This is a genomic window from Pseudomonas sp. NBRC 111130 (genome assembly GCF_001320485.1).
GTDB classification, from domain to species: Bacteria; Pseudomonadota; Gammaproteobacteria; order Pseudomonadales; family Pseudomonadaceae; genus Aquipseudomonas; species Aquipseudomonas vlassakiae.
This window is the reverse complement of record NZ_BCBG01000106.1, coordinates 1-26,082: the sequence shown is the minus strand read 5'-3', so window position 1 is coordinate 26,082 and position 26,082 is coordinate 1. Positions and strand designations below refer to the sequence as shown.

General features: G+C 62.4%; 19 protein-coding genes. 1 reads left to right on the top strand and 18 read right to left on the bottom strand.

The features are described 5' to 3' along the window. Positions 1 to 123: 123 nt before the first annotated feature. From urtD to APH33_RS25535, 5 genes are all read right to left on the bottom strand, one after another. On the bottom strand, positions 124 to 981 hold the full coding sequence (gene urtD / locus APH33_RS25555) for an urea ABC transporter ATP-binding protein UrtD (RefSeq protein WP_177332447.1): 858 nt from the start codon (positions 979 to 981) through the stop codon (positions 124 to 126). After that, positions 978 to 2,057 (bottom strand): urea ABC transporter permease subunit UrtC, encoded by a 1,080-nt coding sequence (urtC, locus tag APH33_RS25550; protein ID WP_054887827.1) that lies wholly within the window; start codon positions 2,055 to 2,057, stop codon positions 978 to 980. The genes urtD and urtC overlap by 4 nt, the downstream gene beginning before the upstream one ends. After that, complete coding sequence (urtB, locus tag APH33_RS25545) at positions 2,057 to 3,586, bottom strand: urea ABC transporter permease subunit UrtB (protein WP_371263274.1); 1,530 nt, start codon at positions 3,584 to 3,586, stop codon at positions 2,057 to 2,059. The genes urtC and urtB overlap by 1 nt, the downstream gene beginning before the upstream one ends. A 96-nt stretch (positions 3,587 to 3,682) precedes the next feature. Then, the gene (urtA, locus tag APH33_RS25540; RefSeq protein ID WP_054887825.1) at positions 3,683 to 4,948 is read right to left on the bottom strand and encodes an urea ABC transporter substrate-binding protein; all 1,266 of its coding nucleotides are present in this window, start codon (positions 4,946 to 4,948) and stop codon (positions 3,683 to 3,685) included. A gap of 197 nt (positions 4,949 to 5,145) precedes the next feature. Continuing rightward, complete coding sequence (locus APH33_RS25535; RefSeq protein WP_054887824.1) at positions 5,146 to 12,111, bottom strand: neuraminidase-like domain-containing protein; 6,966 nt, start codon at positions 12,109 to 12,111, stop codon at positions 5,146 to 5,148. Between the two features lie 517 nt (positions 12,112 to 12,628). Between APH33_RS25535 and APH33_RS25530 the strand changes: the two genes are divergently transcribed. Beyond that, on the top strand, positions 12,629 to 14,083 hold the full coding sequence (locus APH33_RS25530; protein ID WP_054887823.1) for a hypothetical protein: 1,455 nt from the start codon (positions 12,629 to 12,631) through the stop codon (positions 14,081 to 14,083). Positions 14,084 to 14,129: 46 nt separating this feature from the next. Here APH33_RS25530 and cycA read toward each other — a convergent pair whose 3' ends face one another. The 13 genes from cycA to APH33_RS25465 all read right to left on the bottom strand — a co-directional run bounded on the left by cycA (position 14,130) and on the right by APH33_RS25465 (position 26,031). Beyond that, entirely contained in the window at positions 14,130 to 15,554 is a 1,425-nt protein-coding gene (gene cycA, locus APH33_RS25525; protein WP_054887822.1) for a D-serine/D-alanine/glycine transporter, read from the bottom strand. Positions 15,555 to 15,792: 238 nt separating this feature from the next. Next, positions 15,793 to 17,160, bottom strand: a complete 1,368-nt coding sequence (locus APH33_RS25520; protein WP_054887821.1) for a PepSY domain-containing protein — start codon at positions 17,158 to 17,160, stop codon at positions 15,793 to 15,795. A 58-nt stretch (positions 17,161 to 17,218) separates the two neighbouring features. Continuing rightward, complete coding sequence (locus APH33_RS25515) at positions 17,219 to 19,276, bottom strand: TonB-dependent copper receptor (protein WP_054887820.1); 2,058 nt, start codon at positions 19,274 to 19,276, stop codon at positions 17,219 to 17,221. A gap of 65 nt (positions 19,277 to 19,341) precedes the next feature. Next, positions 19,342 to 19,767 (bottom strand): DUF2946 domain-containing protein, encoded by a 426-nt coding sequence (locus APH33_RS25510; protein ID WP_054887819.1) that lies wholly within the window; start codon positions 19,765 to 19,767, stop codon positions 19,342 to 19,344. Between the two features lie 25 nt (positions 19,768 to 19,792). Further along, positions 19,793 to 20,278, bottom strand: coding sequence for a copper chaperone PCu(A)C (locus APH33_RS25505; protein WP_054887818.1), 486 nt, complete (start codon positions 20,276 to 20,278; stop codon positions 19,793 to 19,795). Positions 20,279 to 20,324: 46 nt separating this feature from the next. After that, positions 20,325 to 20,714, bottom strand: coding sequence for a DUF2946 domain-containing protein (locus APH33_RS25500; RefSeq protein ID WP_054887817.1), 390 nt, complete (start codon positions 20,712 to 20,714; stop codon positions 20,325 to 20,327). 120 nt (positions 20,715 to 20,834) lie between these two features. Beyond that, on the bottom strand, positions 20,835 to 21,689 hold the full coding sequence (locus tag APH33_RS25495) for an SPFH domain-containing protein (protein ID WP_054887816.1): 855 nt from the start codon (positions 21,687 to 21,689) through the stop codon (positions 20,835 to 20,837). 27 nt (positions 21,690 to 21,716) lie between these two features. Then, positions 21,717 to 22,154, bottom strand: a complete 438-nt coding sequence (locus tag APH33_RS25490; RefSeq protein ID WP_054887815.1) for an NfeD family protein — start codon at positions 22,152 to 22,154, stop codon at positions 21,717 to 21,719. A gap of 121 nt (positions 22,155 to 22,275) precedes the next feature. Further along, on the bottom strand, positions 22,276 to 22,695 hold the full coding sequence (gene vapC, locus APH33_RS25485) for a tRNA(fMet)-specific endonuclease VapC (protein ID WP_054887814.1): 420 nt from the start codon (positions 22,693 to 22,695) through the stop codon (positions 22,276 to 22,278). Continuing rightward, on the bottom strand, positions 22,695 to 22,925 hold the full coding sequence (gene vapB / locus APH33_RS25480; RefSeq protein WP_054887813.1) for a type II toxin-antitoxin system VapB family antitoxin: 231 nt from the start codon (positions 22,923 to 22,925) through the stop codon (positions 22,695 to 22,697). The genes vapC and vapB overlap by 1 nt, the downstream gene beginning before the upstream one ends. An 85-nt stretch (positions 22,926 to 23,010) precedes the next feature. Then, on the bottom strand, positions 23,011 to 23,736 hold the full coding sequence (locus APH33_RS25475) for a cobalt-precorrin-6A reductase (RefSeq protein WP_054887812.1): 726 nt from the start codon (positions 23,734 to 23,736) through the stop codon (positions 23,011 to 23,013). Further along, positions 23,733 to 24,827, bottom strand: coding sequence for a cobalt-precorrin-5B (C(1))-methyltransferase (locus tag APH33_RS25470; protein ID WP_054887811.1), 1,095 nt, complete (start codon positions 24,825 to 24,827; stop codon positions 23,733 to 23,735). The genes APH33_RS25475 and APH33_RS25470 overlap by 4 nt, the downstream gene beginning before the upstream one ends. After that, positions 24,820 to 26,031 (bottom strand): bifunctional cobalt-precorrin-7 (C(5))-methyltransferase/cobalt-precorrin-6B (C(15))-methyltransferase, encoded by a 1,212-nt coding sequence (locus APH33_RS25465; RefSeq protein WP_054887810.1) that lies wholly within the window; start codon positions 26,029 to 26,031, stop codon positions 24,820 to 24,822. The genes APH33_RS25470 and APH33_RS25465 overlap by 8 nt, the downstream gene beginning before the upstream one ends. Between the last annotated feature and the right edge of the window lie 51 nt (positions 26,032 to 26,082).

Below are 26,082 nucleotides of genomic sequence, written 5' to 3'. Positions count from 1 at the left end.
TAGTTCCTGACAGATCTGCTTTGCCTGTGCGGGCCTCTTCGCGGGCAAGCCCGCTCCCACAGGTACTGCGCAATCCCCTGTGGGAGGGTTTACCCGCGAAGAGGCCGGTACAGGTTTCCTTGTCTAGCGGCCCAGATACACCTCGACCACCCGCTCATCCGCCTGCACCTGTTCCAGCGAACCTTCCGCCAGCACGCTGCCCTGGTGCAGCACGGTGACATGGTCGGCAATGCTGCCGACGAAGCCCATGTCATGCTCCACCACCATCAACGAATGCTTGCCGGCCAGGCCCTTGAACAGTTCGGCGGTGAACTCGGTCTCGGCATCGGTCATGCCCGCCACCGGTTCATCCAGCAGCAGCAGTTGTGGTTCCTGCACCAGCAGCATGCCGATCTCGAGGAACTGCTTCTGCCCGTGCGACAGCAGGCCCGCCTGGCGCTGGGCCAAGGGCAGCAGGCGCAGGGTGGTCAGCACGTCCTCGATGCGCTGGCGCTGTTCGCCGCTCAGGCGCGCGACCAGGCTGGCCCATACGGACTTGTCGGTCTTCAGGGCCAGCTCCAGGTTCTCGAACACAGTCAGTGCTTCGAACACCGTGGGCTTCTGGAACTTGCGGCCGATGCCGGCCTGGGCGATCTGGTATTCGCTCATGCGGGTCAGGTCGAGGGTGTCGCCGAAGAAGGCGCTGCCGGTGTCAGGGCGGGTCTTGCCGGTGATCACGTCCATCATCGTGGTCTTGCCGGCGCCGTTGGGGCCGATGATGCAGCGCAGTTCACCGACGCCGATGTACAGGTTAAGTGCGTTGAGGGCCTTGAAGCCGTCGAAGCTGACGCTGATGTCCTCCAGGCTCAGTACCGTGCCGTGGCGAGTGTCGAGGCCGGCCTTGCGGCTCTGGCCCAGGCCGATCGCCTCGCGGCCGCTGCCGAGGGTGTCGAATACGGGTTCGAGCATGAATTCCGGATGCACCGGGGGCACGCCTCTCATGGCTGGCTCCTTTTCTTCAACAGGCCGACCACGCCCTTGGGCAGGTACAGGGTCACGATGATGAACAGCGCGCCGAGGAAGAACAGCCAGAACTCCGGGAAGGCCACGGTGAACCAGCTCTTCATGCCATTGACCAGGCCGGCGCCGAGCAGTGGGCCGATCAGCGTGCCACGCCCGCCCAGGGCTACCCACACGGCGGCTTCGATGGAGTTGGTCGGCGACATTTCACTGGGGTTGATGATGCCCACCTGCGGCACGTACAGCGCACCGGCCAGGCCGCACAGCACGGCGCTGAGCACCCACACCAGCAGCTTGAAGCCACGCGGGTCGTAGCCGCAGAACATCAGGCGGTTCTCGGCATCGCGCACGGCGGTGAGCAGGCGGCCGAACTTGCTCTGGGTCAGGCGCCAGCACAGGTACAGGCTGGCCAGCAGCAGGCCGACGGTGAGCAGGAACAGCACTGCACGGGTGCCTTGCGCGGCGATGTCGAAGCCAAGGATGGTGCGGAAGCTGGTGAAGCCGTTGTTGCCACCGAAGCCCGTTTCGTTACGGAAGAACAGCAGCATGCCGGCGAAGGTCAGCGCCTGGGTCATGATCGAGAAGTACACGCCCTTGATCCGCGAGCGGAAGGCAAACCAGCCGAACACCAGTGCCAGCAACCCGGGTGCCAGCACCACCAGGCACAGGGCCCAGGCGAAGTGCTGGGTGCCGGCCCAGTACCACGGCAGTTCGGTCCAGGACAGGAAGGTCATGAACCCCGGCAGGCCGTCGCCGGCCGCCTGGCGCATCAGGTACATGCCCATGGCGTAGCCGCCGAGGGCGAAGAACAGGCCGTGGCCCAGCGACAGCAACCCGGCATAGCCCCAGACCAGGTCCAGGGCCAGGGCGACGATGGCGTAGCAGAGGATCTTGCCGACCAGGGTCAGGGTGTAGGCCGAAACTTGCAGCGAGTGATCAGCCGGCAGCAGCGACAGCAGCGGCAGGGCCACCAGCAGCAGGACGACGACCGCGCCGATGGCCAGCGACAGCCGTGGCCCGGCCTTTTGCGTAGCGGTGACAAGCAGTGGCTGGTTCATCAGTCGATTACCCGTCCCTTGAGGGCGAACAGGCCTTGCGGGCGCTTCTGGATGAACAGAATGATCAACGCAAGGATGAGGATCTTGCCGAGCACCGCACCAATCTGCGGCTCAAGCAGCTTGTTGGCGATGCCGAGGCCGAACGCTGCCCACAGGCTGCCGGCCAGCTGGCCGACGCCGCCGAGCACCACCACCAGGAACGAGTCGATGATGTAGCTCTGGCCCAGGTCCGGGCCGACGTTGCCGACCTGGCTCAAGGCCACGCCACCCAGGCCGGCGATGCCGGAACCAAGGCCGAAGGCGAGCATGTCGACACGCCCGGTGGACACACCGCAGCAGGCGGCCATGTTGCGGTTCTGAGTGACGGCGCGCACGTTCAGGCCGAGCCGCGTGCGGTTGAGCAGCAGCCAGGTGAGCAGAACCACGGCGAGAGCGAAGCCAATGATCACCAGACGGTTGTAGGGCAGCACCAGGTTGGGCAGCAGCTGGATGCCGCCCGACAGCCAGGCCGGGTTGCTGACCTCGACGTTCTGCGCGCCGAACAGCAGGCGGATGGCCTGGATCAGGATCAGGCTGATGCCCCAGGTGGCCAGCAGGGTTTCCAGCGGGCGGCCGTAGAGGTGGCGGATCACCGTGCGCTCCAGAGCCATGCCGACCCCGGCGCTGACCGCGAAGGCCACCGGCAGGGCGATCAGTGGATAGAACTCGATGGCACCGGGGGCATAACGCTGCAGCAGCACCTGGACCATGTAGGTGCTGTAGGCGCCGAGCATGAGCATCTCGCCGTGGGCCATGTTGATCACCCCGAGCAGGCCGAAGGTGATCGCCAGGCCCAGCGCGGCCAGCAGCAGGATCGAGCCCAGCGACAGGCCGCTGAAGGCCTGGCCAAGCAGTTCGCCGACCAGCAGCTTGCGCTTGACCTGGGCCAGGCTGGTTTCGGCTGCGGTGCGCACGCCCGGGTCGCTTTCTGCGCCGGGTTGCAGCAGGGCTTCGAGGCGGGTGCGGGCCAGCGGGTCACCGGTTTCGCCGAGCAGGCGCACCGCAGCCAGGCGCACGGCCGGCTCGCTGGCGCCCAGTTGCAGGTTGGCCAGGGCCAGGCCGAGGGCGGCGTGCACGGCGGCGTCTGGCTCGCTGGCGAAGCGCCGGTCGAGGAAGGCCATCTGTGCCGGTTGCGCGCTCTTTTGCAATTGTTGCGCGGCGGCCAGGCGGGTGGCGCTGTTGTCGCTGAGTAGTTGGTGGCTGGCCAGGGCGTTGTCGATCAGGCCGCGCAGGCGGTTGTTCAGGCGCACCTTGCGCGTGTCATCGGCGGCGATGCGGCCCTGGCGCAGGTTGTCCAGCAGCGGCAGGCGTGCGGCGTCGGGTTGCGCCGCCCAGCTTTCGAGCAGGCGGGCTTGCTCGGCGGGTTTGGCGGTGAGGAAGAATTCGCCCTCGCTGGCCTGGGTTGCCAGAGGGATTAGCAGGAACAGGGTGAGCAGCAGTCTGAGCATGCGGGTAATCCTGAAAAACGGCGGTGGATTCTTCGCGGGCATGCCCGCTCCCACAGGTACTGTGCAGGTCTTGAACACTGCATAACCCCTGTGGGAGCGGGCGAGCCCGCGAATGGGCTGCAGAGCAGCCCCATGCACTCAGTTACCTTTCACTGCATAGTCCGGCCGTTTGTCATTGCCCGGAATGAACGGGCTCCAAGGCTGTGCCCGCAGCGGCCGCTCGGTCTCCCAGACCACGCTGAACTGCCCGTCATCCTGGATCTCGCCGATCATCACCGGCTTGTGCAGGTGGTGGTTGGTCTTGTCCATGGTCAGGGTAAAGCCCGACGGCGCCTTGAAGGTCTGCCCCGCCAGTGCCTCGCGCACCTTGTCGACATCGGTAGACTTGGCCTTCTCGGCGGCCTGTGCCCACATATGGATGCCCACGTAGGTGGCTTCCATGGGGTCGTTGGTCACGGCCTTGTCGGCACCCGGCAGGCCCTTGGCCTTGGCGTAGGCCTTCCAGTCGGCGACGAACTTCTGGTTGACCGGGTTATCCACCGACTCGAAGTAGTTCCACGCCGCCAGATGGCCCACCAGTGGCTTGGTGTCGATGCCGCGCAGCTCTTCTTCGCCCACCGAGAACGCCACCACCGGCACGTCGGTGGCCTTCAGGCCCTGATTGGCCAGTTCCTTGTAGAACGGCACGTTGGAATCGCCGTTGACGGTAGAGATAACCGCCGTCTTGCCGCCGGCGGAGAACTTCTTGATGTTGGCGACGATGGTCTGGTAATCGGCGTGACCAAATGGGGTGTAGACCTCTTCGATGTCCTTGTCGGCCACACCCTTGCTGTGCAGGTAGGCGCGCAAGATCTTGTTGGTAGTGCGCGGGTAGACATAGTCGGTGCCCAGCAGGAAGAAGCGCTTGGCGCTGCCGCCATCCTCGCTCATCAGGTATTCCACGGCCGGAATGGCCTGCTGGTTGGGCGCGGCGCCGGTGTAGAACACGTTCGGCGACATCTCTTCGCCCTCGTACTGCACCGGGTAGAACAGCAGGCCGTTGAGCTCCTCGAACACCGGCAGCACCGATTTGCGCGACACCGAGGTCCAGCAGCCGAACACCACCGCGACCTTGTCCTGGGTCAGCAGTTGGCGGCTCTTTTCAGCGAACAGCGGCCAATTGGAAGCCGGATCTACCACCACCGGTTCGAGCAGCTTGCCGTTCACACCGCCCTTGGCGTTGATCTCGTCGATGGTCATCAGCGCCATGTCCTTGAGCGAGGTCTCGGAAATCGCCATGGTCCCGGACAGCGAATGCAGGATGCCGACCTTGATGGTTTCGGCGGCCTGGATGCTCCAGCTCAGGCCCATGGCGGCAATGGATGCGCTGAGGGTAAAGGCCTTGATCAGACTGCGACGCTTCATGTGCTCTCTCCGCTGAGTGTTTTTATGGTGTTGGCCAAGCGGGGAGGGGCGTTGCAAGGGGTGTGCCTAGTGGCGAAAGCGGCGGGATAGAGGGGGTGTGCGAGGTGTTGGGGCGTTTGTCCGGGCCAGGTTGGTGCCAGGGGGGTTGCTTTGCACAGGATTGGGGCTGCGGAAGCAGCCCCCGAGGCCATCAGCCGTTACGCATCGCCTTGTTGCGCTGTGGCAACCCCTTTCCTGACCTTGTCTATCTCCTTGATGAAATCGCCATCGCCCGCCTTGGCCGTATAAACCATGTTGAACCGTATGTCCTCGATGATCGAAAGGTCCTTGAGCAGGCCCTCATCGCCCAATAGCTCCAGCGTCCACTGCGAGATAGCGCCGGTACCTTCGAACGGCAGGTAACGGCCATCGTGGAACATCAATTCATACACCCAGGTACCGGCATCGTAGCCAAGCCCGTCTTCGGCCACGGTTGACGACAACGCGATCTGCTGGTTTTCGCGGGGGTTACGCAGGACCAGTCTGGGATTATCTTTCGCGCTCTTCACCACGACGTCGTCCTCCGTGCCTGGATAGAAGGAGCGAGCTGCATCCTTGTGAGGCTCAAGCAGCGTGGTACTGGCTGTTTGCTTGAGGATTGCACACAGCTCTTGCGGCTGTTTGTCTGCCTTGAGTACGAGCGTGACGGACACATATTTCAGTTGGCGGAGGTACTGACCCGGGTAACTTTTGTCGAAATCATCTGCCTTGAATTCGAACGTGTGGGTCAGCGGGGTGTTGCGTTTAGCATTCTTCTTGAAAATATCGGCCCACTTTTCTTCGGCCTTGGTTGCATCACTGTCCAGCTGGTTCTTGAGGCTGAAGGTCTTCTTGATAGTCAACCGCCGCTCGTTTCTGGCCAGGTATTCATTTTCCATCTGCTGCAGGTTCAGCAGCAGCGATTCGCCCGCCAGCATGCCTTTGTAGTTGTCGCGCCAGGCGCTGGTATCGATGAAGCTGTCACGCCGGTAGTCGCCGATTTCATAGCGCCAAGCGGCCTCTACCCCCATGCACAGTGAGCGTACAGCGTCGTAGGCCGCCCCGTAGATATACTCCTGGCGTGCCACCAGCCAGTTATAGACGGGGATGATGGTAAACCCGGTGGTCATGGAGACGTAGGCTTCCTTCAGGTTAACCAGGTCCTGTTGGCACTGTTCAAGGGCAATGGTGCTGGCATTGAGTTCGATATTGGTTTCTTTCACTTGCTGATCGATTATTTTTAGGTCCCATTCGGTCTGGGCTTCATTGAACGTCCATTCGGCAGCGCGGCGATTGTAATCTGCCTGGGCCTTCAGCTCTGCCGCGATAGAGTCCGCTATCATGCCCCCAGTAGCGAAGTCCTCGGCATAAGCTTGCAGTGCACCTTTAGGTTCGGTGCCTCCGACCGCGAGCCCGAAGATGGTCGGTGTTACCGTCGCGACCGTACCGGAACAAGTGTTCAAAATTTGCGAGGCGATCCTGAAGGTATTTCCCATCCAGGTGAACGCCGTTGCGCTTTCCTCTTCAGGTGAGCGACCCACATCAATGAGATCGCTCAAGTACTGTTTCTGCGCCAGTGCTTTGTCGCGGCTGAGCAGCAGTACCTTTTTCTTGGCTGTCACGCCGCTGATGGCCTCTTTTTGCAAGCGAATTGCAAACTCGGCCATCTTGATATCCTGCGCTTTCAATTGCACCGACAGGCTGGTGTTGAACTCTTCCTCCATCAAACTCATGTAGTGCCGGCCGAAATCCGACAACTGCTGGGCGGCTGCCTTGGCGAGGGGCAGCAGTTGACGGAAGCGGTAGTGCGGGATATCAACCTGGCCACTGCTGTAAGGGATAGGCAGATTGCTCACGCCGCCTCGCCCATTGTCGAAAGCGTCCAGGCTTTCGCTGCCCCAGTCCAGCGGCGGGAGCTTTTTGCCATCAAGGGTAAGCCCATTGCGCAGGTTGTACAGCCGGCTTTGCAGGGTTTGGTGCAGGTCAAGCACCCGGCCATTGATGGGTCGGCGGAAGCTGCCCTCGTTGACCGAGGCCAAGGTCACAGCGTTCCAGCGCGAGGCATTGCTGCCTTGTGGCAGCGGGCCGAGCAACTGTTGCGCCTGCTGGTAGCAAAGCCAGGCCTGGTTCAGTGAACTGAGGGTGAGCTGACGGTAGAAATGGTCGCCCTGTAACTGCCAGTTTTCCAGCAGCGACAAGTAGATCGCCTGCTGGTAGTGACGCGAAAGGGTGAACACCCGGCTGATGGGATCGACACCCTTGCGCAGGGAAGAACTCAAGGTGCCCACCTGGGAAAGCGGACGGGTGCCCCAGGGGGCGGGGCGGCCATGCGCGTCGTCTTTGCTCCGGTAAGGGTTGAACAGGTAACGCAGGTACCAGTCTTCGGCTTCTTCGAACTGTTGTTGTTCGGTCAGGCGCATGGCCACCAGAGCCGGTACATGCAAGAAAAGTTCTCGGAAGTAAAGAGCGTTAGCGCCATGGAAGTCCATGTCGACAGGCGCTTTCGAGTCTGATTCAAGGCTCGGTTCTTGCAGTTCTTGCGTGTCCCAAGCAAGTACCCTCTCTACCCCCTGGCTGGCGCGTGCGACGAGGTTCTTGCCGAACAGTGTATTGAGGCGGATCTTATGTGTTGGGAGTTCAGGGTTATCCTTTGCAACCTGACTCAGGTCGAGATATTGTGCCTGGTTTGCATTGGATGCAAGGGAAATAGTCCAAGTTTCGTCAGCGTCGGTATTTGACTTTATCTCGTATACAGCTTCCCCCAATTCGATAATTCTGTGATCGGTTTTTTTAGGGGTTGACAAAACAACTTCCCGGGCAAGTTTTATCTTGATTTCCTTGTATGTTCTTGCTTCGATTTTGAATTCGATTGGGGTTTTGGCTTTTGATGAGCGGCAATTCCTAAGGTCGCTTCTATCTCCTTTAATTTTTTTGTTGTCTGCAAAGACTTCTGCAATACTGAATTCTTCCAGTGTAACATAAAAGGGATCATCTTTGGGTGTGGGTAGGTGTATATTGATGCGAATGGTGTCTTTGCTGGGAGTAGAAAAATCAACATCAATGGCAGCGTCTTTGATGCTGGAGTCTTTTAGTTTTAAATGCCTTGGATTGCCGTTGTAAGGATGCTGGATGTCGTGCGCGTTTTTGTAAGATTCCAAGAGCGAAGCATAGAGTGTGTCAGCATCTTTATCATTTATCACCTTGTTCTCTAGCAGCAGGAGGTCTCGCGCTTCAAGATAGTAGTCGGTATTCCGCACATGTTGCGTATCTTTTTCTTTTTCCAGTTTCTTTTCGCTGTCATGCAATAGCGCAGTCAGCCACAGCTCATTATCACTGTTTTCCTGAACCACCACGATCAAACCAGGCATGAAGTTCACATCTTTTGCGCGTGTTTCATCCCATTTTCCGTCTTTATAGCCATTCAGGCAGAACAGCTCATTACTGGTACTCCAGGTTGCGTCGCTTTGTTGGAATATGAAATTCACCGACAGCTTGCGCTTGTTATGCAAGGTCTTGTTCTGGTTGTTGTGATCCGGCAGGTCAGTGCTGCCACGCTCTGCCCAGAACACATACCGGCGACCAGCGATGACCACCGGGCGTACGGTGTCGTGAAGCTTGCCATCGGACTTGCTTTGGGCTATTTCACCCGTGGCCGCCAGGTCAATTTTCTCCCACTCGCTCCAGGCCAGCGGGCTTAGCCGGTTCTGATCGTCACGCAGGCTGATGTCCAGCGTTCGCCAGTAATACTCGTAGGGTGTGGTATTGGTCTTGGCGATAAGGTGATAGGTGTCCTGCTTGGGGTTGTGCCCGTCCAGGTAGCCGCTGACCACTTGCAGGTTGCTGACCCGTTCGAACTTGGCCAGGTAGCTGCAGATGGCGGTGTGCAGCAGCGAGGTGTCCATCTTGCCCTGGTTGAGGGCCACCTCCAGTTCCTGGAACGCCACGCTCTTGTTGGTGCGGTTGGCGTAGTAGATGAGGTTGGCGGGGTGGTTGTAGCGGTCGATCAGGCGTTTCCACGTACCGTACTGCCCCAGCCCATTCTGCCATTCAGCCTGATCCTCGCCGGAAGGCCCGGCGTCGCCATACCCCGGCTCAAGCCGCGCAAACAGCCGTGAAAGGTAGTGCTGCAGGCTGCCGATGGCCTGGTTCAGCAACGTGGTGGTGACCTCGCTGGCGACCTGGATATCGGTCAGGCAGTAACTCGACAGGTCATCGAAGGAGGCCACTTTGGGTTTCGCATCAGGCTCGGGCGGTGCCCAGTGTGCGATCAGGTAGCCGGCCAGTGCGTCGCGCCAGTGTTCGCGCATCTGCTTGTCTACTACTTCGCGCAGCGCGTCATCGACGCTGGCCATCAGCAACTGGCTGGCACCCTCGAACTCCCGGTACGGCGAGGTTTCGTTAAGCTCGCTGAGGCTCAGCAGTGAGTTGCAGGCCAGGCCGGTCTTTTCGCTGAGCCGTTTCAGCCGCAGGATATAGTCGATGTCGCTGATGGTGCTGGGCACACAGGACGTGCCGACCAGACGATTGACCGTTCCAGGCCGGTCAGCGAGTGCTTCCATGGCAATCGGGAAGTAGCCAAACTCGGCGTCTGTTTTTTTTTCTTCCGACCTCGCTACCCATGCATCAGGCTTATATCCTTTTTGGTACTGGTCCGGTGTGAGTAGCAGCGGCCCCGGGTTTTGCTTGAGAAATTCAATCAGTTTGTCCACAAAACCTTGGAACGGAGCAAAGTATTGGGTCTTGCCCGTTCGGCGCACAATAAATGCCTCGAAGTGGAGCTTGATTCCTCGTACGTTGTAGTAGTCACGTTCTCTGTCGGAAAGTGTTTCCAGGAAGTCGTCAAAGGTCGGCCTTGTGTCCTCTACCGCCTGTTCCGTCATGATGTTCGGGCAGGCCTCTTCCACTTCGCGCTCATCCCACCCTATCAAGGTGCCCAATGCCTTGACGGCTTGGGTAACTTTTTCTGGAACGGTGGAGAAACGGTGCCTGGTCAGATAACCGATGACGTCACGCTCATCGGCGCCATTGGCTCTGCCCACCTCGACCCAATCCCGGAAGCGACTGAGTTGATAGCACAGGTCGAGGGTAATGGCCTCGTCCGGGGTCTTTTCCAGGTCGAACCATTCCGGCTTGTCACACAGTGCCCTTAGCACGCCGGGGCTCACACGCAGCAGGCCAACAAGCGCGCAGCGGCGCTCGGCTTTGGACCACACCAGGCTTGATTCCCATCGGTCAGCGGCCTTGGTCTTGCTGTTCTGATCGAGGACCGTCATTGCTGCCTTCAGCACCTGCGACGCTGTCGTACCGGGCCAGCCCAATAGTGCCGTCACGTGCTGCAGGCTGAGGCCGGGCTGAGGCAGCAGGTTGCCAAAAACGAACATCAGCAAGCTTGCTGCCGCCTCTTGCTGATCGCTTTCAGTCGCCTTGGGAAGCAGAGCTTCCCTGATAAGTTCGCCATGCTTCTGAAGGGTACTTTGCAGCGAGCTGCCCACCGCTAGCTCCGTTGTGGGGACTGGCGCCAACGTCACCAGCAGAGCACTGGGCAGGATCTGCTGTTGACGCAGCCACTGGTCAAGGTTGCCAAGCGCGACCAGGGTGTCGAGCACATCGCTGGCACCCGGGACGTCACTGATCAGCGGCGTGCCTGCCAGCTGTGCAAGCACATCGGTGCCGGTCGTTGCCAGCAGCCCAACCAAGGCGCTTGCTTCGCGGGCGGAGCGCTTGAACAGGCGATGCAAGCGGCTGAGGCGATACAGCGCAGAAATCAACGACAGCGACACTTTGTACACCTTCAGCCCTTGCGCCTGCTTGACCTGCGCGAGGTACACCAAGGTTGCCTGCTCATCCACGCCCAAGGCCTTGGCCAGTGCCGGCACGACCTTGAACTGGCCGTCCTTGCCATCGGCCGGGTCGAATACGCGATCGTCGAGGATCAGTGGGTTGGGTGTGTCGAGCTGGCCGGCACCTGGGCCATCGAGTATCCGGTCGAGCATCGGTGCTTGCTCGCCAACCGCAAACGGGTTGATTTCACACACCAGAGCGGCGAACTGTTCGGCGCTTATGCCGTAGGCCTCGTTCAGGTAGCGGAAAACCCCCATGGCACGGATAGTGGATGGCGACAGGTGCCAGTTGTCGAACTGACCTTCGGCACGCAGGATCGACGTCAACAGCAGGTCGACGTCCTTGAATGGCAGCGCCAGCGCCCGTTGCAGGTGGATCATCTGGTACATACGCGACAGGCAGTTGTAATCGATTGAGTCAAACCGCGGTTTGATACCTGCCCCGGCCAAGCCATCCTTGATCGTGAGTGGCGTTTTTCGGCGCGCATTGATGTATGCCGCGCCGTAATGGAATTTGTCCAGCACAGGCTTGCCGGTGGGGCGGTAGGCATCGGAGCTGCGCACCAGGCTGTAGCTGGCCGCGGCATTGTCATCGATCCCGGCCACGGCCAGCATTTCCAGTATCTGCTCGAAGCTCAGCCCGGTTCGGCGGCCGAATGTTTCGACATCGTGCAACGAAGCAATGGCCTTTTTGGCGTCGATATCGGCCATCCCGTACCACTGACGCCATTCGTTGCCGATCTCGCGCAAGGGCTTTTCTTCCAGAAGCAACGCTTGCAGGGCGGGGCTGAAGCCGCTGGCGTTACGCATGGCCTGGCGCAGCTCATCGCTGCGCAGCCCTTCATAGCAGAAGTTGGGGTAGCTGTATTGCGTCTGCTGTAGCAATTCGAATAAAGGAGTTCGCTTGTACGAGAGTACCGCCTTGACTTGCTCGTGGGCATAGTTGAACGGCAGGTGGGCATGCTGGCCTGCGCTGGCCAGTACCTCGGGCAAGTAAGCCTTTGCCCCGGCACGTTCCTGAGCATGGTACGCGAGGGCGCGAATGGCCAGGGTCAGTGCGCTGACGGGGTGCTCCAGTTTGCCGGGATCGAGCAGTAGTGCGCCGATGTCCGGGCGCCGTTGCGCCAGTGTCAGGCGGCGGGTGTCCGTGCTGGCCGCCTCCATTTCCAGGGCCTTTTGATAGAGGGCGTGCAGATAGGCGATGGGCCCGGTGTTCGATTCGGGCGCATCGGGGCTGCACGGGTTGGCCAACTGTTCGGGGAAGAGCTTGGCGTAGGTGTGGGCGGTAGCGGCTTGCTCGGTCATGCGGGCGTGCTCCCTGACGGGTGAGGATGGTCATTGCCATACATCGCGATCTGGGAGTATTTGAGGGCTAAGGCGGGGAGGTCACAACTGGCAAAAATATCAGGTCGAGACAGGACGAATGCCGCAACGCAGGGGCGGCAAGCGATGCGGCACCACAGTAGTTTCTGCGGTTCGGGATTGGCGTCCCGTTGTCAGAACCGGACACATCGCACTTGCGATAGTTGTGTCCTGCATGGTTGCACCCGATATGGGCGGAGCCGTGGGAGCCTGGCTTGCCGGCGATGGGCTGCAAAGCAGCCCTCGAGGCCATCAGCCGTTACGCACGGCCGAACGCGGATGACGGCGGCTACGCACGCCCTGATAGGTCACTGCCAGCAGCAAGAACCAGACAGGCGTGACGACCAGCGCCGAGGGCGTCTGTTGTCAGCTGGCTGTACCTAGCATTTCTGCCAGTATGCGCAGCTGCATGGCTCCCCTATGTTGTGTCAACCCGAGTCCACATCTGGAGGTGGAGAGCATGAACAATGTCCTGTGCAGGAAAGCCATTCACGGACTCTGGGGAGCACTGCTTCTGTTTGCCGGGGGCTGCACGCAAGATGCCGCTCAAACAGCGGGTGAACGCCCTCTGACGGCGGCGGTCGCTCAGGAACTGGGCGGCCGACGCTTCCAGGACATCGATTCGCAAGCTGATGTCCAGGGTTACAGGATCGACAGCGGCAACCTTGCAGAGCCACTCAGCGGCAGGGTTGAAGGCGCATTGGTAATGGTCACTGACCGGGAAGGGGCTTTAACGGCGATCATCGACCGGCCGGGGCGGCGGGGCACCCTTCATGTCGATAAAGCTGGCTCACGGCGCTTTGTTGAAGAGCCTGCCTATGACTATCTGAAGCCGGACACGTTGGCAGAGCGCGCAGCGTTACCAAGAGCATCTGACACAAGCGGACCTGGCAGCGATGGCGCAATCGATGCCTTGGTACTGTTCTCGAAGCAGGCGCTGGCAGTGCTCAGGAGCGATCCGGTTGCATTTGCGCTGGCGCAACTGGAAATGTCCAATCTCGGCCTACGCAACTCACAAGTGACGGGCGTGAAGCTGCGCCTTGGCGGCGTTCGCGTGACCGAAACCGATCTTCCTGTCGACGGTTCTGGCCTGGGTCAGCTTCAACAGTTGCTGAACCCGCTGCGTGCTTCCTATCTGCATGACATCAATGTCGGCTACTTCGAAAAATCACCCTACGCGGGAATGGCTTACGTACCCGGTGCAAGCAGCATCAACAGCATTCATTATCCGTTGGCCTTCCGCCATGAGGTTGGCCATAACGCTGGCGGGAGTCACTGCAACGAGAACGGCACGGACAATTATCGCTTTGGCTACCAGACCTCTGGTGGCGCTCACACCATGCTGTGCGGTAACAACGTGCCGTACTACTCGAACCCACAAGTCAGCTATGAAGGCAGGCCGCTGGGCAACGCAAGGACTGCCGACATGGCCAGGCTCTGGCGTGAGCAAGCCGGCCGGTTGAGCGGCTACAGCCCGGCGTTCGAAGGCGTGCGGCTGATCTACGTCTCCGAGCAGCCAGAGGCGAGCGCGGTGGTCGCTACCGTACCAGGGCGCCCAAGAATCGGCGTAGTGGCACTGTCCAGCGACGTCGGGCCGACGTCATTGACGTATGGCGGCCCAGGCATGACCACCTTGACCGTGAAGCTGACCGGGCAAGACGGGCTCGTTCGTCCGGTCAACCTGAGAGCCTTGCGCCAGATAGCGAACTGCCCGCGCACGACCATGAACAGCACGGTTGTATGCCACCCCGATGCTGACGGAGGTCCGGTGCAGCTGATCGTGGGTTACAGTGCGCTGGATAACCCCGGGCTACCACCAGGTTGGTACAACGGTACGTTGATGCTTGAGGCTCGTAATGTAAATGATCCGGCCTGGAAGGCACCCATCCTCGTGAGCCTGGCAGTGCTTCGCTAGATCAGGCACGACAGGGGCCTGGCGTGCCTGAGGCCCTGTCAGGTCATCACTGCCCTGGGAGGTCTGATGAGCGGCGTACGGCCGTGCGCGGGTGACGTCTGCTACGCACGAACTGATAGGTCACTGCCAGCAGCAAGAACCAGACAGGCGTGACGACCAGCGCAGAACGCGTATCCGCCTCCAGGCTCAACAACACCAGGATGAAGGCAAAGAACGCCAGGCACACGTAGCACATGAAGCGCCCGCCCGGCATCTTGTACTTCGAGGCCTGGTGCAGTGCCGCACGGTTTTTGCGGTACTTCAGGTACGACAGCAAAATCAGCGTCCAGACGAACATGAACAGCACCGCTGACACGGTGGTGACCAGGGTGAACGCTTCGACCACGTTCGGCACCAGGTAGATCAGCACCGCACCCAGCAGCAGGCACGTGCAGGAGAAGTACAGGCCGTTGGCCGGTACCGAGCGGCTCGACAGTTTTTCGAACGCCTTGGGCGCATCGCCTTCCTGGGACAGGCCATAGAGCATGCGGCTGGTGGAGAACACCCCGCTGTTGGCCGACGAGGCGGCCGAGGTCAGCACCACGAAGTTGATGATGCTCGCCGCCGCCGGCAGGCCGGCCAGAACGAACAGTTCCACGAACGGGCTCTTGCCCGGTACCACGTCGCGCCATGGCGTCACTGCCATGATCGCGATCAGTGCCAGCACGTAGAACACGATGATCCGCACCGGGATCGAGTTGATCGCCCGCGGCAGGGTGCGCTCGGGGTTCTTCGCTTCAGCGGCGGTGGTGCCCACCAGTTCGATGCCGACGAAGGCGAACACGGCGATCTGGAAACCGGCGAAGAAGCCCATCAGGCCATTGGGGAACATGCCGCCGTCGTTCCACAGGTTGGCCAGTTGCGCGGTGCGCCCGCTCGGCGAAGTGAAGCCGGTGATGACCATGTACAGCCCGGTAGCGACCAGGCCGAGGATGGCGACGATCTTGACCAGGGCGAACCAGAACTCCAGCTCGCCGAACATCTTCACGGTCACCAGGTTCAGCGACAACAGCAGCCCGACGCAGGTCAGCGCCGGTATCCACTGCGGCAGGTCGGGGAACCAGAACTGCGTGTACGCGGCGATGGCGACCACGTCGGCGATGCCGGTGACCACCCAGCAGAACCAGTAGGTCCAGCCGGTGAAGTAGCCGGCCCAGGGGCCGAGCAGGTCGGCGGAGAAGTCGATGAACGACTTGTAGTTGAGGTTCGACAGCAGCAGTTCGCCCATCGCGCGCATGACGAAGAACAGCATGAAGCCGATGATCATGTAGACGAAAATGATCGACGGGCCCGCCAGGCTGATGGTCTTGCCCGAACCCATGAACAGGCCGGTGCCGATGGCGCCGCCGATGGCGATCAGCTGGATGTGGCGGTTGGTCAGGTTGCGCTGCAGATGTTGTTCATCTGGCGTGTTGGGAGAAGTTTGCGTCATCAAGCTGCATTCCCTTGGAAGGTCGGTCTTCTTGTCGGAGGTAGCCGGTTAGGCTAACACGCTCGTGCCAGATCGGGGCGCGACAGATCGACTCGACTTTTGGGTAGCAGCTGTTCTTCTGTGCCGGCCTCTTCGCGGGCACGCCCGCTCCCACAGGTACACCACAGGGTTCGAGTGCTGTGCTGTTCCTGTGGGAGCGGGCGTGCCCGCGAAGAGGCCGGTGCAGGTTGAAGCGCGATCAGGCGTTGGCCAGCACCCGGCGGCGCCTCACCACCAGGCTATCGACCACCCACATCACCACCATCGACACCCCCACCAGCGGGAACATCACGCCCAGCACCAGCATCACCCCCACCGCCGCCTTCCAGCGCGGCAGGTCATGGCGCAGCGGCGGCACGCCCAGGCCACCCTCGGGCCGGCGCTTCCACCACATCACCAGGCCGCTCACCGAACCCAGCAGGATCATCAGGCACACCAGCAAAATGATGATCTGGTTCAACGGTCCGAACATCTTGCCCTCGTGCAGCATCACGCCCAGCTCGGTAGCACGAGCCACCGGGCTGTAATCCTGCCAGCGCACATCGGCCAGCACCTTGCCGGTGTACTGGTCGACATGCAGCGTCGCATCGTTGCGCGGGTCGTCGGCGAACACGGCGATGGTGTACACGCCTTCGGCGGTGGTAGGCGCGGTGATGCTGTAGCCCGGTTCGACCTGGCGCGAAGTGGCGATGTCTTCCACCTGCTGCAGGCTCACCTGAGGCGCAGCCGGTGCACTGTCCATCATGTGATGCCCGGCATGTTCGGCATGCGCGCCGGACTGCGGCATCGGCGTGTTCTCCATCGCCCACGGCACGGTCTGACGGTGTGCGCTGTTCAGTTCGCGCGCTTGCTGGTCCGACTTGGGCACGTCATTCCACATGGCTGCCGGGAAGCGGTTCCACAGATCGGCGTACTGCTTGCCCCACATGCCGGTCCAGGTCATGCCGCTGACCAGCATCAGCAACAGCAGGGCCGAACCCCAGAAGCCGGTCACCGCGTGCAGGTCGCGCCAGAACAACCGACCTTTCGCCGCAAACCGTGGCCACAGCACACCGGCACCGTTACGCCCGCGTGGCCACCAGAGGTACAGGCCAGACACCACCAGCACGATGCCCCAGCCGGCGGCCAACTCAACCAGGCGGTCACCGACCGTACCGACCATCAGCTCGCCGTGCAGGGCGCGGGCGATGGCCTGCAGGTTCTGCTTGCCGTCCTGCTGGCCAAGGATCTTGCCGCTGTACGGGTCGACGAACACGTTCAGCTCGCGGCCACCGTCATGCACCACGAACTGCGCGCTGCGCTCGGCATTGATCGGCGGCAGGTACTGGCCGACATGGCCTTTCGGGTAGGCCTGGCGCACTTCGGCCAGCAGCGTGTCGGCGCCCTGTCGATGATGGCCGGCTTCGACCACCATCAAGTCACGGTACAGCAGCGGGTCGAGCTGCGGCTTGAACAGGTAGATGATCCCGGTGATCGCCAGCAGGATCATGAACGGGGCGACGAACAGCCCCGCATAAAAGTGCCAACGCCAGGCCAGGTTGTAGAAGTTGATGCGTGTTCCTCTCATGGGAACCTCCCGTTTGACCAGCTGATGAGCGCGACCGAAGCCGCGCCCGTTGTTGTTGTCAGAAGCTGAAATCGACCTTGGTCCAGTAGGTCCTGCCTGGCTCGTTGACCGGCTGTGGATCATTGGCCGGGTAGCCGAACCCGGCATTCCCGGCCAGGTTCAGGTGCTCGGCGTAGGCCTTGTCGAACAGGTTGTCGACCCCTGCGCTGAGCTTGAGGTTGTGGTTCACCTTGTAGGCGCCGTTGAGCGAGAACACGCCGAAGCCGGCGCTCTTGTCGTAGTCCTTGCCGACCACGTTGCCCTGGTTCTCGGCGATGCGGTTCTGCTCCGCCACCAGGCGCCACAGGGCACCGGCGCTCCAGCTGTCGCGGCTGTAGGTCAGGCCCAGGCGGCTTTCCAGCGGCGGCATCTGTGGCAGGGCCTTGCCGTCGCTGCTGTTCTTGCCCCAGGCGTAAGCCAGGGTGGCATCGGCCTTCCAGCGCTCGGTGAGCTTGTAGGCCGCGCCCAGTTCGCCGCCCATGATGCGGGCATCGATGTTCTGAGCCTGGGAGGTGCTCATGCCCATCATCCCGGTGCGGTAGTCGAACAGGATGTAGTCGCGGATCTGCCCGACGTAGCCCGAGGCCCAGGCCTCCAGGCGCTCGTCGCGGTACTGGATGCCGAAGTCGAGCTGGGTGGTCTTCTCTGGCTTGATGCCGTCGAACGCGTTGGCCGCACCGGGTGGCGCCAGCTTGGGCGAGAACAGCTCCCAGTAGTCCGGGAAGCGCTCGGCGTGGCCGAGGCCGATGTAGGTGGTGGCGGGGATCGCCGTCAGGTCGTGCTCGTAACGTATGAAGCCGCTGGGCAGCGTGTCGGCGCGGGTGTCGCCTTGGGTCGGGCTGCCCTTGCGGAAGTCCCGGGCCGAGGCACGGTCCAGCCGGGCACCGGTGATCAGCCGGTCTTCGCCGGTGACGTACCAGGTGAGCTCGCCGAAAGCACCATAGTTGTGGAAGTCGGCGTCCTTGGTCCAGGGCTTGCCCTTGTGCGCATCGACGCCCATGCCACCGCGCTGGCGGTGTTCGTTGGTCTGCGCGTCGATGCCGCCAATCAGTTGCACATCCGCCCAGCGCCAGGTGGCCTTTAGGCGAGCGCCCAGCGTGCGGCGGTCGACGTTGCTGACCATGGGCATGCCCATCATGCCGGTGCCTGATGGCGTGCGCAGGCTGTAGTTGTCCATCACGTGGTCGGCGTAGTTGTAGTAGACCTGTGCCTCGACCTTGTCGAGCACCTCGCCGAGGTTGGACTTCTCGAAGCGCAGGCCCAGGCTCTCGCGCTTGAACTGCGAGCCGTCCATGCCACGGCCGGCATAGCGTGCCTCGCCGTCACCCTTGCCGGCGGTGAGTTCGAGCAGTGTGTCCTGATCGGGGGTCCAGCCCAGGGCCACGTCGCCGTTCCATTTCTCCCAGCGCGAAGGCACGGTGTCGCCGTTGCCATCCTCGTAGTCGTCCGAGTGCGACTGGTTGCCGACGAAGCGCGCATAGCCCTGGCTGTTGCCGCCCGCAGCATCGAGCACCTTGTCGAAGCGGCCATTGGAGCCGGCCAGCAGGCTGGCGTTGACCCGGCTGCCGAGGGTGCCGAACTTTTCCGGCTCACGCTCGAACAGGATGGTACCCGCCGAGCCGCCTGGCCCCCAGATCACGCTTTGCGGGCCTTTGATCACGGTCAGGCGGTCGTAGGTTTCCGGGGCGATGTAGGAGGTCGGGGCGTCCATACGGTTGGGGCAGGCGCCGAGCATCACGCCGCCGTTGGTAAGGATGTTCAGGCGCGAGCCAAACATGCCACGCAGCACCGGGTCGCCATTGGTGCCGCCGGCGCGTATGGCGGAAAAGCCAGGGATGGTCTTCAGGTAGTCGGCACCATCACTGGCCGGCACGGGTTGGCGCGGGTCCTTGGGGTTGGTGACCACGGTCAGTGGCGAGCTCGGTGCCAGCGCGGTGATCACCGTCGGGCTCAGCTCGGTGTCGGGGCTTTCATGGCCAGGAGCGGCAGCCAGCGCCACAGGGGCGAGCAGCGAGCCGCACAGCGCGGCGAATGTCCCTCGCAGGGAAGAAGCTAAAACAGGGGTGCAGCCGGACATAATGATTCCAGTCGATCAGTCATGAGTGTGCGCGAAGCCTCCTGGCTCCGGGCGATAACGGGAGTTCAGACGCTGATCGAAAGAGGCGGCGCGCGGCTGCGCGCACCGGGGAACACGGCCTGCCGGGCATGGCCCTGGCGCGTAGAGGTGGGCAGGGTTGTGGGGGGAACGGCACTGGCGACGCTGAGCGGGCTGAGGGTTTGTGGCAAGGCCGGGCAGTTGAACAGCAGACTGCAGTAGCCGCACTTTTCCCACATCACATGCAACTGGCCATCGTTATCGTGGCCGTGATGGATATCGCTGCCCGCCGGCATGGACATCGACATGTCCATCGGCATGCTCATGCCGGCATGGTGGTCCATCGGCATCGACTGTGAAATCAGCGGGCCGATGAAGATCATCCACATGGCGAACAGGCTCAGCCAGCCGCCACCGGCGCGCCTGCGTTCAGGGCGGGTGGTACGGCTGAGGCTGTTGCGCGGCAGGCTCATGCTGGCGAGCGCCGGTCAGCGGGGGTCAGTGCGCGTGTTCGTGGGCCTGGGGCTGGTCTGCCGGTGCCTGTTTCTGTACGGCCACGTCGACGGTGACGTCACCTGCTTTCTCGAAGTGCAGGGTCAGCGGGAAGCGCTTGCCGTCGGTGAGCAGGCTGCGGTCCTTGGGCTGCATCAGCATCACGTGGTAAGCGCTGGGGGCGAACACCAGGTCTTTGCCGGCGGGCACCGCCACACTTTGCACCTGCTGCATCTTCATCGCGCCGCTGGCGCTCATGGCGTGCTCATGCAACTGCGCGTCATCGCTGATCGGGCTGTCGACACTGAGCAGGCGGTCATCGGCCTTGCCGTTGTTGTGCACGACGAAGTAGGCGGCGACGTTGGGGGCGTTGGGCGGTAGTTGCAGCGACCACGGGTGAGCGATGTGCAGGTCGCCCACGGTGTATTCATGGGCATTGGCGTAGGCGCCGGGCAGCAACAGGGCAGCCAGGACAAGAGCTTGCTTGAGCATGGTGAGTCTCCGATCTGTTCAGGTTCAGGCAGACAGCGTGATGAACTCAGGCCAGCGGAGAGGCACGGGGAATGAGCGCGGGCCATAGCTGGCGCGGCGTGGGTTGGTAACTGGCGGGTGGCGGCTCGCGCCCGGCCAACAGCGTCGGCGGGTTGTGCAGTTGCGGCGGATAACCTGGCAGGGCCAGCAGTGGGGCAGCGCCCGAACAGCACCAGCAGTGCTGCATGTTGGAGTGCTGATCGCTTTGGCTACCGAGGTCGATCTTGGCCAGGGCCTGGACATCGACCTTGGCCTTGCCAGCCACGCTGGAACAGAAAGCCCCCCACAGCAGCTGCTCAGCCGGGCCTTTGGGCGCGGCGGAAGACAGCGGCATGGCCAGCAGGTTGAACAGCACTGCTAGGCAGGCTATCCAGGCAATGTGCCGACGTGGGGGCATGGAGAGATCCGGTCAGGAATCGTGGAAGGTATTGTAAGGCGGAGTATAGGTAAAAATGGTGGGGTGCGGTGAAGTGACGCAGGTTGCGGGTGGAAAGGGGCGCAAAGCGCCCCGTGATGCTCAGGTCTTGTTGCGGCCCATCAGGCCGCGCACGGTTTCCTGCAGGTCCGCTGGCAGCACCACGACCTTGGCATTGTTGCTGCTGGCCAGGTTCTCCATGGCGCCCACATAGCGCTCACCCAGCAGGTACATGGCCGGTACGGTCTCGTTGCCCACCGCTTCTTTGACCAGCGAGATTGCCCGCGCCGAGGCCTCGGCCAGGTTGATCTGCGCTTCGGCGTCCAGCTTGGCCGATTGCAGGCGCGCTTCGGCCTCGAGGATCGCCGCCTGCTTGGCACCTTCGGCGCGGGTCACGTCGGCTTTACGCTCACGTTCGGCGGCCGCCTGGCGCTCCATGGCCAGCTGCATGTTCTCCGACGGCTTGATGTCCTGGATCTCGACCGATCGTACGGTCACGCCCCAGTCTTCGGTCTGCTCGGACATCGCCTCACGCAGGCGCGCCTTGATCTGTTCGCGGCTCGACAGCGCCTCGTCCAGGTCCATGGCGCCGACGATGGCGCGCAGCGAGGTCATGGTCAGGCTGGTGACGGCGAACGAGAAATTCTGCACGCCATAGGAGGCCTTCTGTGGGTCGACCACCTTGGCGAAGCACAGGGCGTTGGCGACGATCACCGCGTTGTCCTTGGTGATGATTTCCTGCTCCTGCACGTCGAGGATGATGTCCTTGGTCGGCAGGCGATAGGCGACCACGTCCATGTACGGGATGACGATGTTCAAGCCTGGCTTGAGGGTGTTGTGGTAGCGGCCCAGGCGCTCGACGATCCATTCCTCGCCCTGGGGCACGATGCGCACCCCCTTGAACACGGTGATCAGGACGAACAGGGCGAGGGCGCCGACGACGATGAGACTGGTCATGATGAAAACTTCCTTTTAAATGCCAATTCAGGCCCGGACGACCCGGGCGGTGTTGCCTTCGATGGCGACGAGGCGCACACGCTCGCCTGCCGGGATGTCGCCGTCGGCGACGCAAGTCCATTCCTCGTTGCCGAGCAGCGGCTTCTGGAAGCGGACGCGGCCTTTCTGGAATTGCGAGACGCTGCTGGTCAGCAACCCGACTTCACCGATCACGCTGTCGGCGGTCCAGCGCACGTCCGGCTGCTTGCGCTTGAACAGCTTGAACCAGAGGAACGTGGTCACCGAGGAGAACAGCACCCACAGCAGCACCTGCATGTCCAGCTGCAGGGCGGGGGCGGCCAGGGCGATGAGCGAAACCAGCACGGCACCGATGCCGAACCAGATGATGAAGAACGTGGGCAGGACCAGCTCGAGCAGGATCAGGCCGATACCGAAGACCAGCCAGATCCACCATTGCATTTCCATATGAACGACGCCTTCCGGAGGGGAGGCACAAAGTCTAAGGCGCACAGTGGGCGAAAGGCCACTTGGAAATTTCTGAGCGTTTCCTTGCCGATGAGCCGGTGATGAGTAGGAAATTTCCGCGTTAGGCCTGACCTGCAGGATTGACCAGCCAGTCTTCAACTCTCAAACCTGGGACTCGTTGAAATTCACGCAGGTTGTTGGTTACGAGCACCAGCCCCCGAGCCCGGGCATGGCCAGCTATCAGTTGGTCGAATGGGCCGATCGGTGTACCAGCCCTCGCCAGTTCTGCACGTAGTTGGCCACTGTGTTCGGCAGCCTGGCTATCGTAATCGAGTACTTCCAGGCGGGCAGCGAAGCCTTCCACTATCGAAAGATTACGCTCGGGGTGTGCTGACTTCTCTGCGCCGTACACCAGCTCCATCAACGTAACGGTACTGATTGCCAGCTGACCGTGGTGGCGGTTGAAGGCTTCACGAACCAATTGTGGCTTGTTCTTGATAGTGAAGATGCAGATGTTCGTGTCGAGCATGTACCTGAGCATTAAAACCCTTCGCGTTCCTGGTCGGCAGGTTGATCACGGCTGGCCATGAAGTCTGTACTTGCGTCGTTGCCGTCAAACCAGCTGTCCCATGCCTCCCCAGCTGGGCTGATGATGCGGGTTCGCCCCACGGCAACGATGTCTACGCGGGTCACTTCATCGGGAAGGGCAACGGATTTCGGCAAACGGATGGCCTGGCTGCGGTTACTTTTGAAGACTGCACCTTGCTCCATGATGGGCCTCCTTGGAAGCAGCAAACTGTGACTGGAGTTTAAGTGAGAGGACGTATATGTCAACGGGATATACGTTTTGACTTCATTACAGGCAGTCCTTGATCTTGGCCAGCAATAGACCTGCCTGGGTGAATTCCCGATCCACGGCAGGCAATGTCGGACGCTTCAGGACCACCACCGGCACCCCGCGTTCCCGTGCCACGTCGAGCTTTGGTTCGGTCGCCACGCTGCCGCTGTTCTTGCTGACCAGTACATCGATGCGACAACGTTCGAACAGTGCCCGCTCGTCCTCGATGTGAAACGGCCCACGCGCGCCGATCACCTCGCAGCGCTCATTGCCCGCACAGGCTTCCAGCGCGCGCAAGGTCCAGAACTGCTCTGGGGGAATCTCGGCAAGGTGCTGCAGTGGCTCGCGGCCAAGCGTGAACAATGGTCGTCTGAACGGCTTGAGCGCCTCGATCAGCGCCGCCCAGTCTTCCACTTCACGCCAGTCGTCCCCCGGCTGTGCCTGCCAGGCCGGGCGGCGCAAGGCCCAGCAGGGAATGCCGGCCGCCCGTGCAGCGCTGACAGCGTTGCGGCTGATCTGCGCCGCATAGGGGTGAGTGGCGTCGATCAGCAGGGTGATGCCGGCTTCACGCAGGTAAGCGGCCAGGCCGTCAGCGCCGCCATAGCCACCGACCCGCACCTGGCAAGCGAGGTCCTGCGGCACGCGGCCGATGCCGGCCAGGCTGTAGACATGCTCGGGGCCGAGATTACGGGCGATGGCCAAGGCTTCGGTGACGCCACCGAGCAGCAGGATTCGGCGGTTCATTGCACACCTGCCTTGCCAACGATGCCGCCCTGGCGGTCGATGGCAAACACTTCGACGTGCACCTGAGCCGGCACCACGCTGCGGGCGAAAGCCAGGGCATGGGCGCACACCGCGTCGCCCAGGGCGATGCCGGCGGCATGTGCCAGGGCCAGCGCCTGCTGGCTGGTGTTGGCGGCGATGATGGCCGCCTGCAGCTGCGCATCGGCACCGATTTCAGCGGCCCAGCCTGCCAGCTGCGGCAGGTCGATGCTGGAGTGGCGGCTGTGCAGGTCCATGTGGCCGGCAGCCAGCTTGCTGATCTTGCCGAAACCGCCGCACAGGGTCAGGCGTGGCACCGGCACCTTGCGTACGTGCTTGAGCACGGCGCCGACGAAGTCGCCCATCTCGATCAGGGCGATTTCGGGCAGGTTGTAGACGCGGCGCATGGTGTCTTCGCTGGCGTTGCCGGTGCAGGCGGCGATGTGGGTGTAGCCATTGGTGTGGGCCACGTCGATGCCCTGGTGGATCGAGGCGATATAGGCCGAGCAGGAAAAGGGCCGGACGATGCCGCTGGTGCCCAGGATCGACAGCCCACCGAGGATGCCCAGGCGCGGGTTCATGGTCTTCAGCGCCAGCGCTTCCCCGCCTTGCACATTGACCGTGACCTCGAAGCCGCCCGGGTAGCCGCAATCGTCGGCCAGCTGCTGCAAGTGCTCGCTGATCATCCGCCGTGGTACTGGATTGATCGCCGGCTCACCGACTGCCAGTACCAGGCCGGGGCGGGTGACGGTACCAACGCCCTGGCCTGCGACGAAGCGTATGCCGGGCTGCGCCTGCAAGCGGATCTGGCTGTAGAGCAGGGCGCCGTGGGTGACGTCTGGGTCGTCGCCGGCATCCTTGAGTGTGCCCGCCTCGGCACGCTCGCCGACCAGGCGGCAGAACTCCAGGCGCATCTGCACCACCTTGCCCTTGGGCAGGGTGATGCTCACCGCATCGTCGCACTGGCCGGTCAGCAGCAACTTGGCAGCGGCGAGGCTGGTGGCGGTGGCGCAGCTACCGGTGGTCAGGCCACTGCGCAGGGGCGCGGGTTGCTCGCGGGTTTCTTCACGCATCGAGGGGTTTCACCACGTCGAGCAAGGTGATCGGCAACGCCTGGCGCCAGGTGTCGAAGGCACCCAGCGGCTGGGCCTGGGCAACATGGATACGGGTCAGCTCGCCACCGTGCTGTTCACGGAAGTGCGCCAGGGCCAGCTCGCTTTGCAGGGTCACTGCATTGGCCACCAGCCGCCCACCGGGGCGCAAGCGGTCCCAGCACAGCGGCAACACGCCTTCGCGGGTCACGCCGCCACCAATGAAAATCGCGTCCGGGCGTTCCAGTTCGGCCAACGCGTCGGGTGCCTTGCCGCGAACCAGCTGAAGGCCCGGCACACCGAGGGCATTGCGGTTGTATTCGATGAAGCCCTGCCGACCTTCGTCGGCTTCGATGGCCAGGGTGCGGCAGGCCGGGTGAGCGCGCATCCATTCGATCCCGATCGAGCCGCAACCTGCGCCGACATCCCACAGCAATTCACCGGGCTGCGGCGCCAGGCGCGCCAGGGTAATGGCGCGCACGTCGCGCTTGGTCAGCTGGCCGTCATGGCGGAAGGCGCTGTCTGGCAGCCCGGGGACACGCGACAGGCGCACGGCATCCGGGCTGGCCAGGCACTCGATGGCGACCAGGTTGAGGGTGGCGACTTGGCTGTGCGGCCAGTCATCGGCGGTGCCGCAGAGGTGCTGCTCGGCCGCACCACCGAGGTGCTCCAGCACGTGCACGCGGCTGGGCCCGAAGCCGCGCTCGCGCAGCAGTGCAGTGATGGCCGCAGGGCTGTCGCCGTCGTTGCTCAGTACCAGCAGGCGCTGGCCGCTGTACAGGTGGGCATTGAGCGCCGCCAAGGGGCGTGCGACAACTGATACCACCTGCACGTCCTGCAGTGGCCAGCCCAGGCGGGCGGCGGCCAGGGCACAGGAGGAGGGCATCGACAGCACCTGCATTTCTTCGGCTGCTACCTGTCGCGCCAGGCTGGCGCCGACGCCAAAGAACATCGGGTCGCCGCTGGCCAGTACGCAGGTCGGCTCACCGCGCAGTGCCAGTACCGGGGCGAGGGAGAATGGCGTTGGCCAGTCTTGCCGCTCGGCACTGATGCAACGCGGCAGCAGGGCCAGCTGGCGCGGGCTGCCGATGATCCGCGTGGCGCCCAGCAGGGCGCGCCGGGCCTGCTTGCCCAGGCCGCTGAAGCCTTCTTCGCCGATGCCTACTACTGTCAGCCAGGGGGTCATGTGTATCGTTCCGCCATTTTTGGGGCCGCTGCGCGCCCCTTCGCGGGCAAG

Coding starts and splice junctions, on each gene's coding strand:
- urtD (WP_177332447.1), bottom strand. CDS start 981: ATGAGAGGCGTGCCCCCGGTGCATCCGGAATTCATGCTCGAACCCGTA.
- urtC (WP_054887827.1), bottom strand. CDS start 2,057: ATGAACCAGCCACTGCTTGTCACCGCTACGCAAAAGGCCGGGCCACGG.
- urtB (WP_371263274.1), bottom strand. CDS start 3,586: ATGCCCGCGAAGAATCCACCGCCGTTTTTCAGGATTACCCGCATGCTC.
- urtA (WP_054887825.1), bottom strand. CDS start 4,948: ATGAAGCGTCGCAGTCTGATCAAGGCCTTTACCCTCAGCGCATCCATT.
- APH33_RS25535 (WP_054887824.1), bottom strand. CDS start 12,111: ATGACCGAGCAAGCCGCTACCGCCCACACCTACGCCAAGCTCTTCCCC.
- APH33_RS25530 (WP_054887823.1), top strand. CDS start 12,629: ATGAACAATGTCCTGTGCAGGAAAGCCATTCACGGACTCTGGGGAGCA.
- cycA (WP_054887822.1), bottom strand. CDS start 15,554: ATGACGCAAACTTCTCCCAACACGCCAGATGAACAACATCTGCAGCGC.
- APH33_RS25520 (WP_054887821.1), bottom strand. CDS start 17,160: ATGAGAGGAACACGCATCAACTTCTACAACCTGGCCTGGCGTTGGCAC.
- APH33_RS25515 (WP_054887820.1), bottom strand. CDS start 19,276: ATGTCCGGCTGCACCCCTGTTTTAGCTTCTTCCCTGCGAGGGACATTC.
- APH33_RS25510 (WP_054887819.1), bottom strand. CDS start 19,767: ATGAGCCTGCCGCGCAACAGCCTCAGCCGTACCACCCGCCCTGAACGC.
- APH33_RS25505 (WP_054887818.1), bottom strand. CDS start 20,278: ATGCTCAAGCAAGCTCTTGTCCTGGCTGCCCTGTTGCTGCCCGGCGCC.
- APH33_RS25500 (WP_054887817.1), bottom strand. CDS start 20,714: ATGCCCCCACGTCGGCACATTGCCTGGATAGCCTGCCTAGCAGTGCTG.
- APH33_RS25495 (WP_054887816.1), bottom strand. CDS start 21,689: ATGACCAGTCTCATCGTCGTCGGCGCCCTCGCCCTGTTCGTCCTGATC.
- APH33_RS25490 (WP_054887815.1), bottom strand. CDS start 22,154: ATGGAAATGCAATGGTGGATCTGGCTGGTCTTCGGTATCGGCCTGATC.
- vapC (WP_054887814.1), bottom strand. CDS start 22,695: ATGCTCAGGTACATGCTCGACACGAACATCTGCATCTTCACTATCAAG.
- vapB (WP_054887813.1), bottom strand. CDS start 22,925: ATGGAGCAAGGTGCAGTCTTCAAAAGTAACCGCAGCCAGGCCATCCGT.
- APH33_RS25475 (WP_054887812.1), bottom strand. CDS start 23,736: ATGAACCGCCGAATCCTGCTGCTCGGTGGCGTCACCGAAGCCTTGGCC.
- APH33_RS25470 (WP_054887811.1), bottom strand. CDS start 24,827: ATGCGTGAAGAAACCCGCGAGCAACCCGCGCCCCTGCGCAGTGGCCTG.
- APH33_RS25465 (WP_054887810.1), bottom strand. CDS start 26,031: ATGACCCCCTGGCTGACAGTAGTAGGCATCGGCGAAGAAGGCTTCAGC.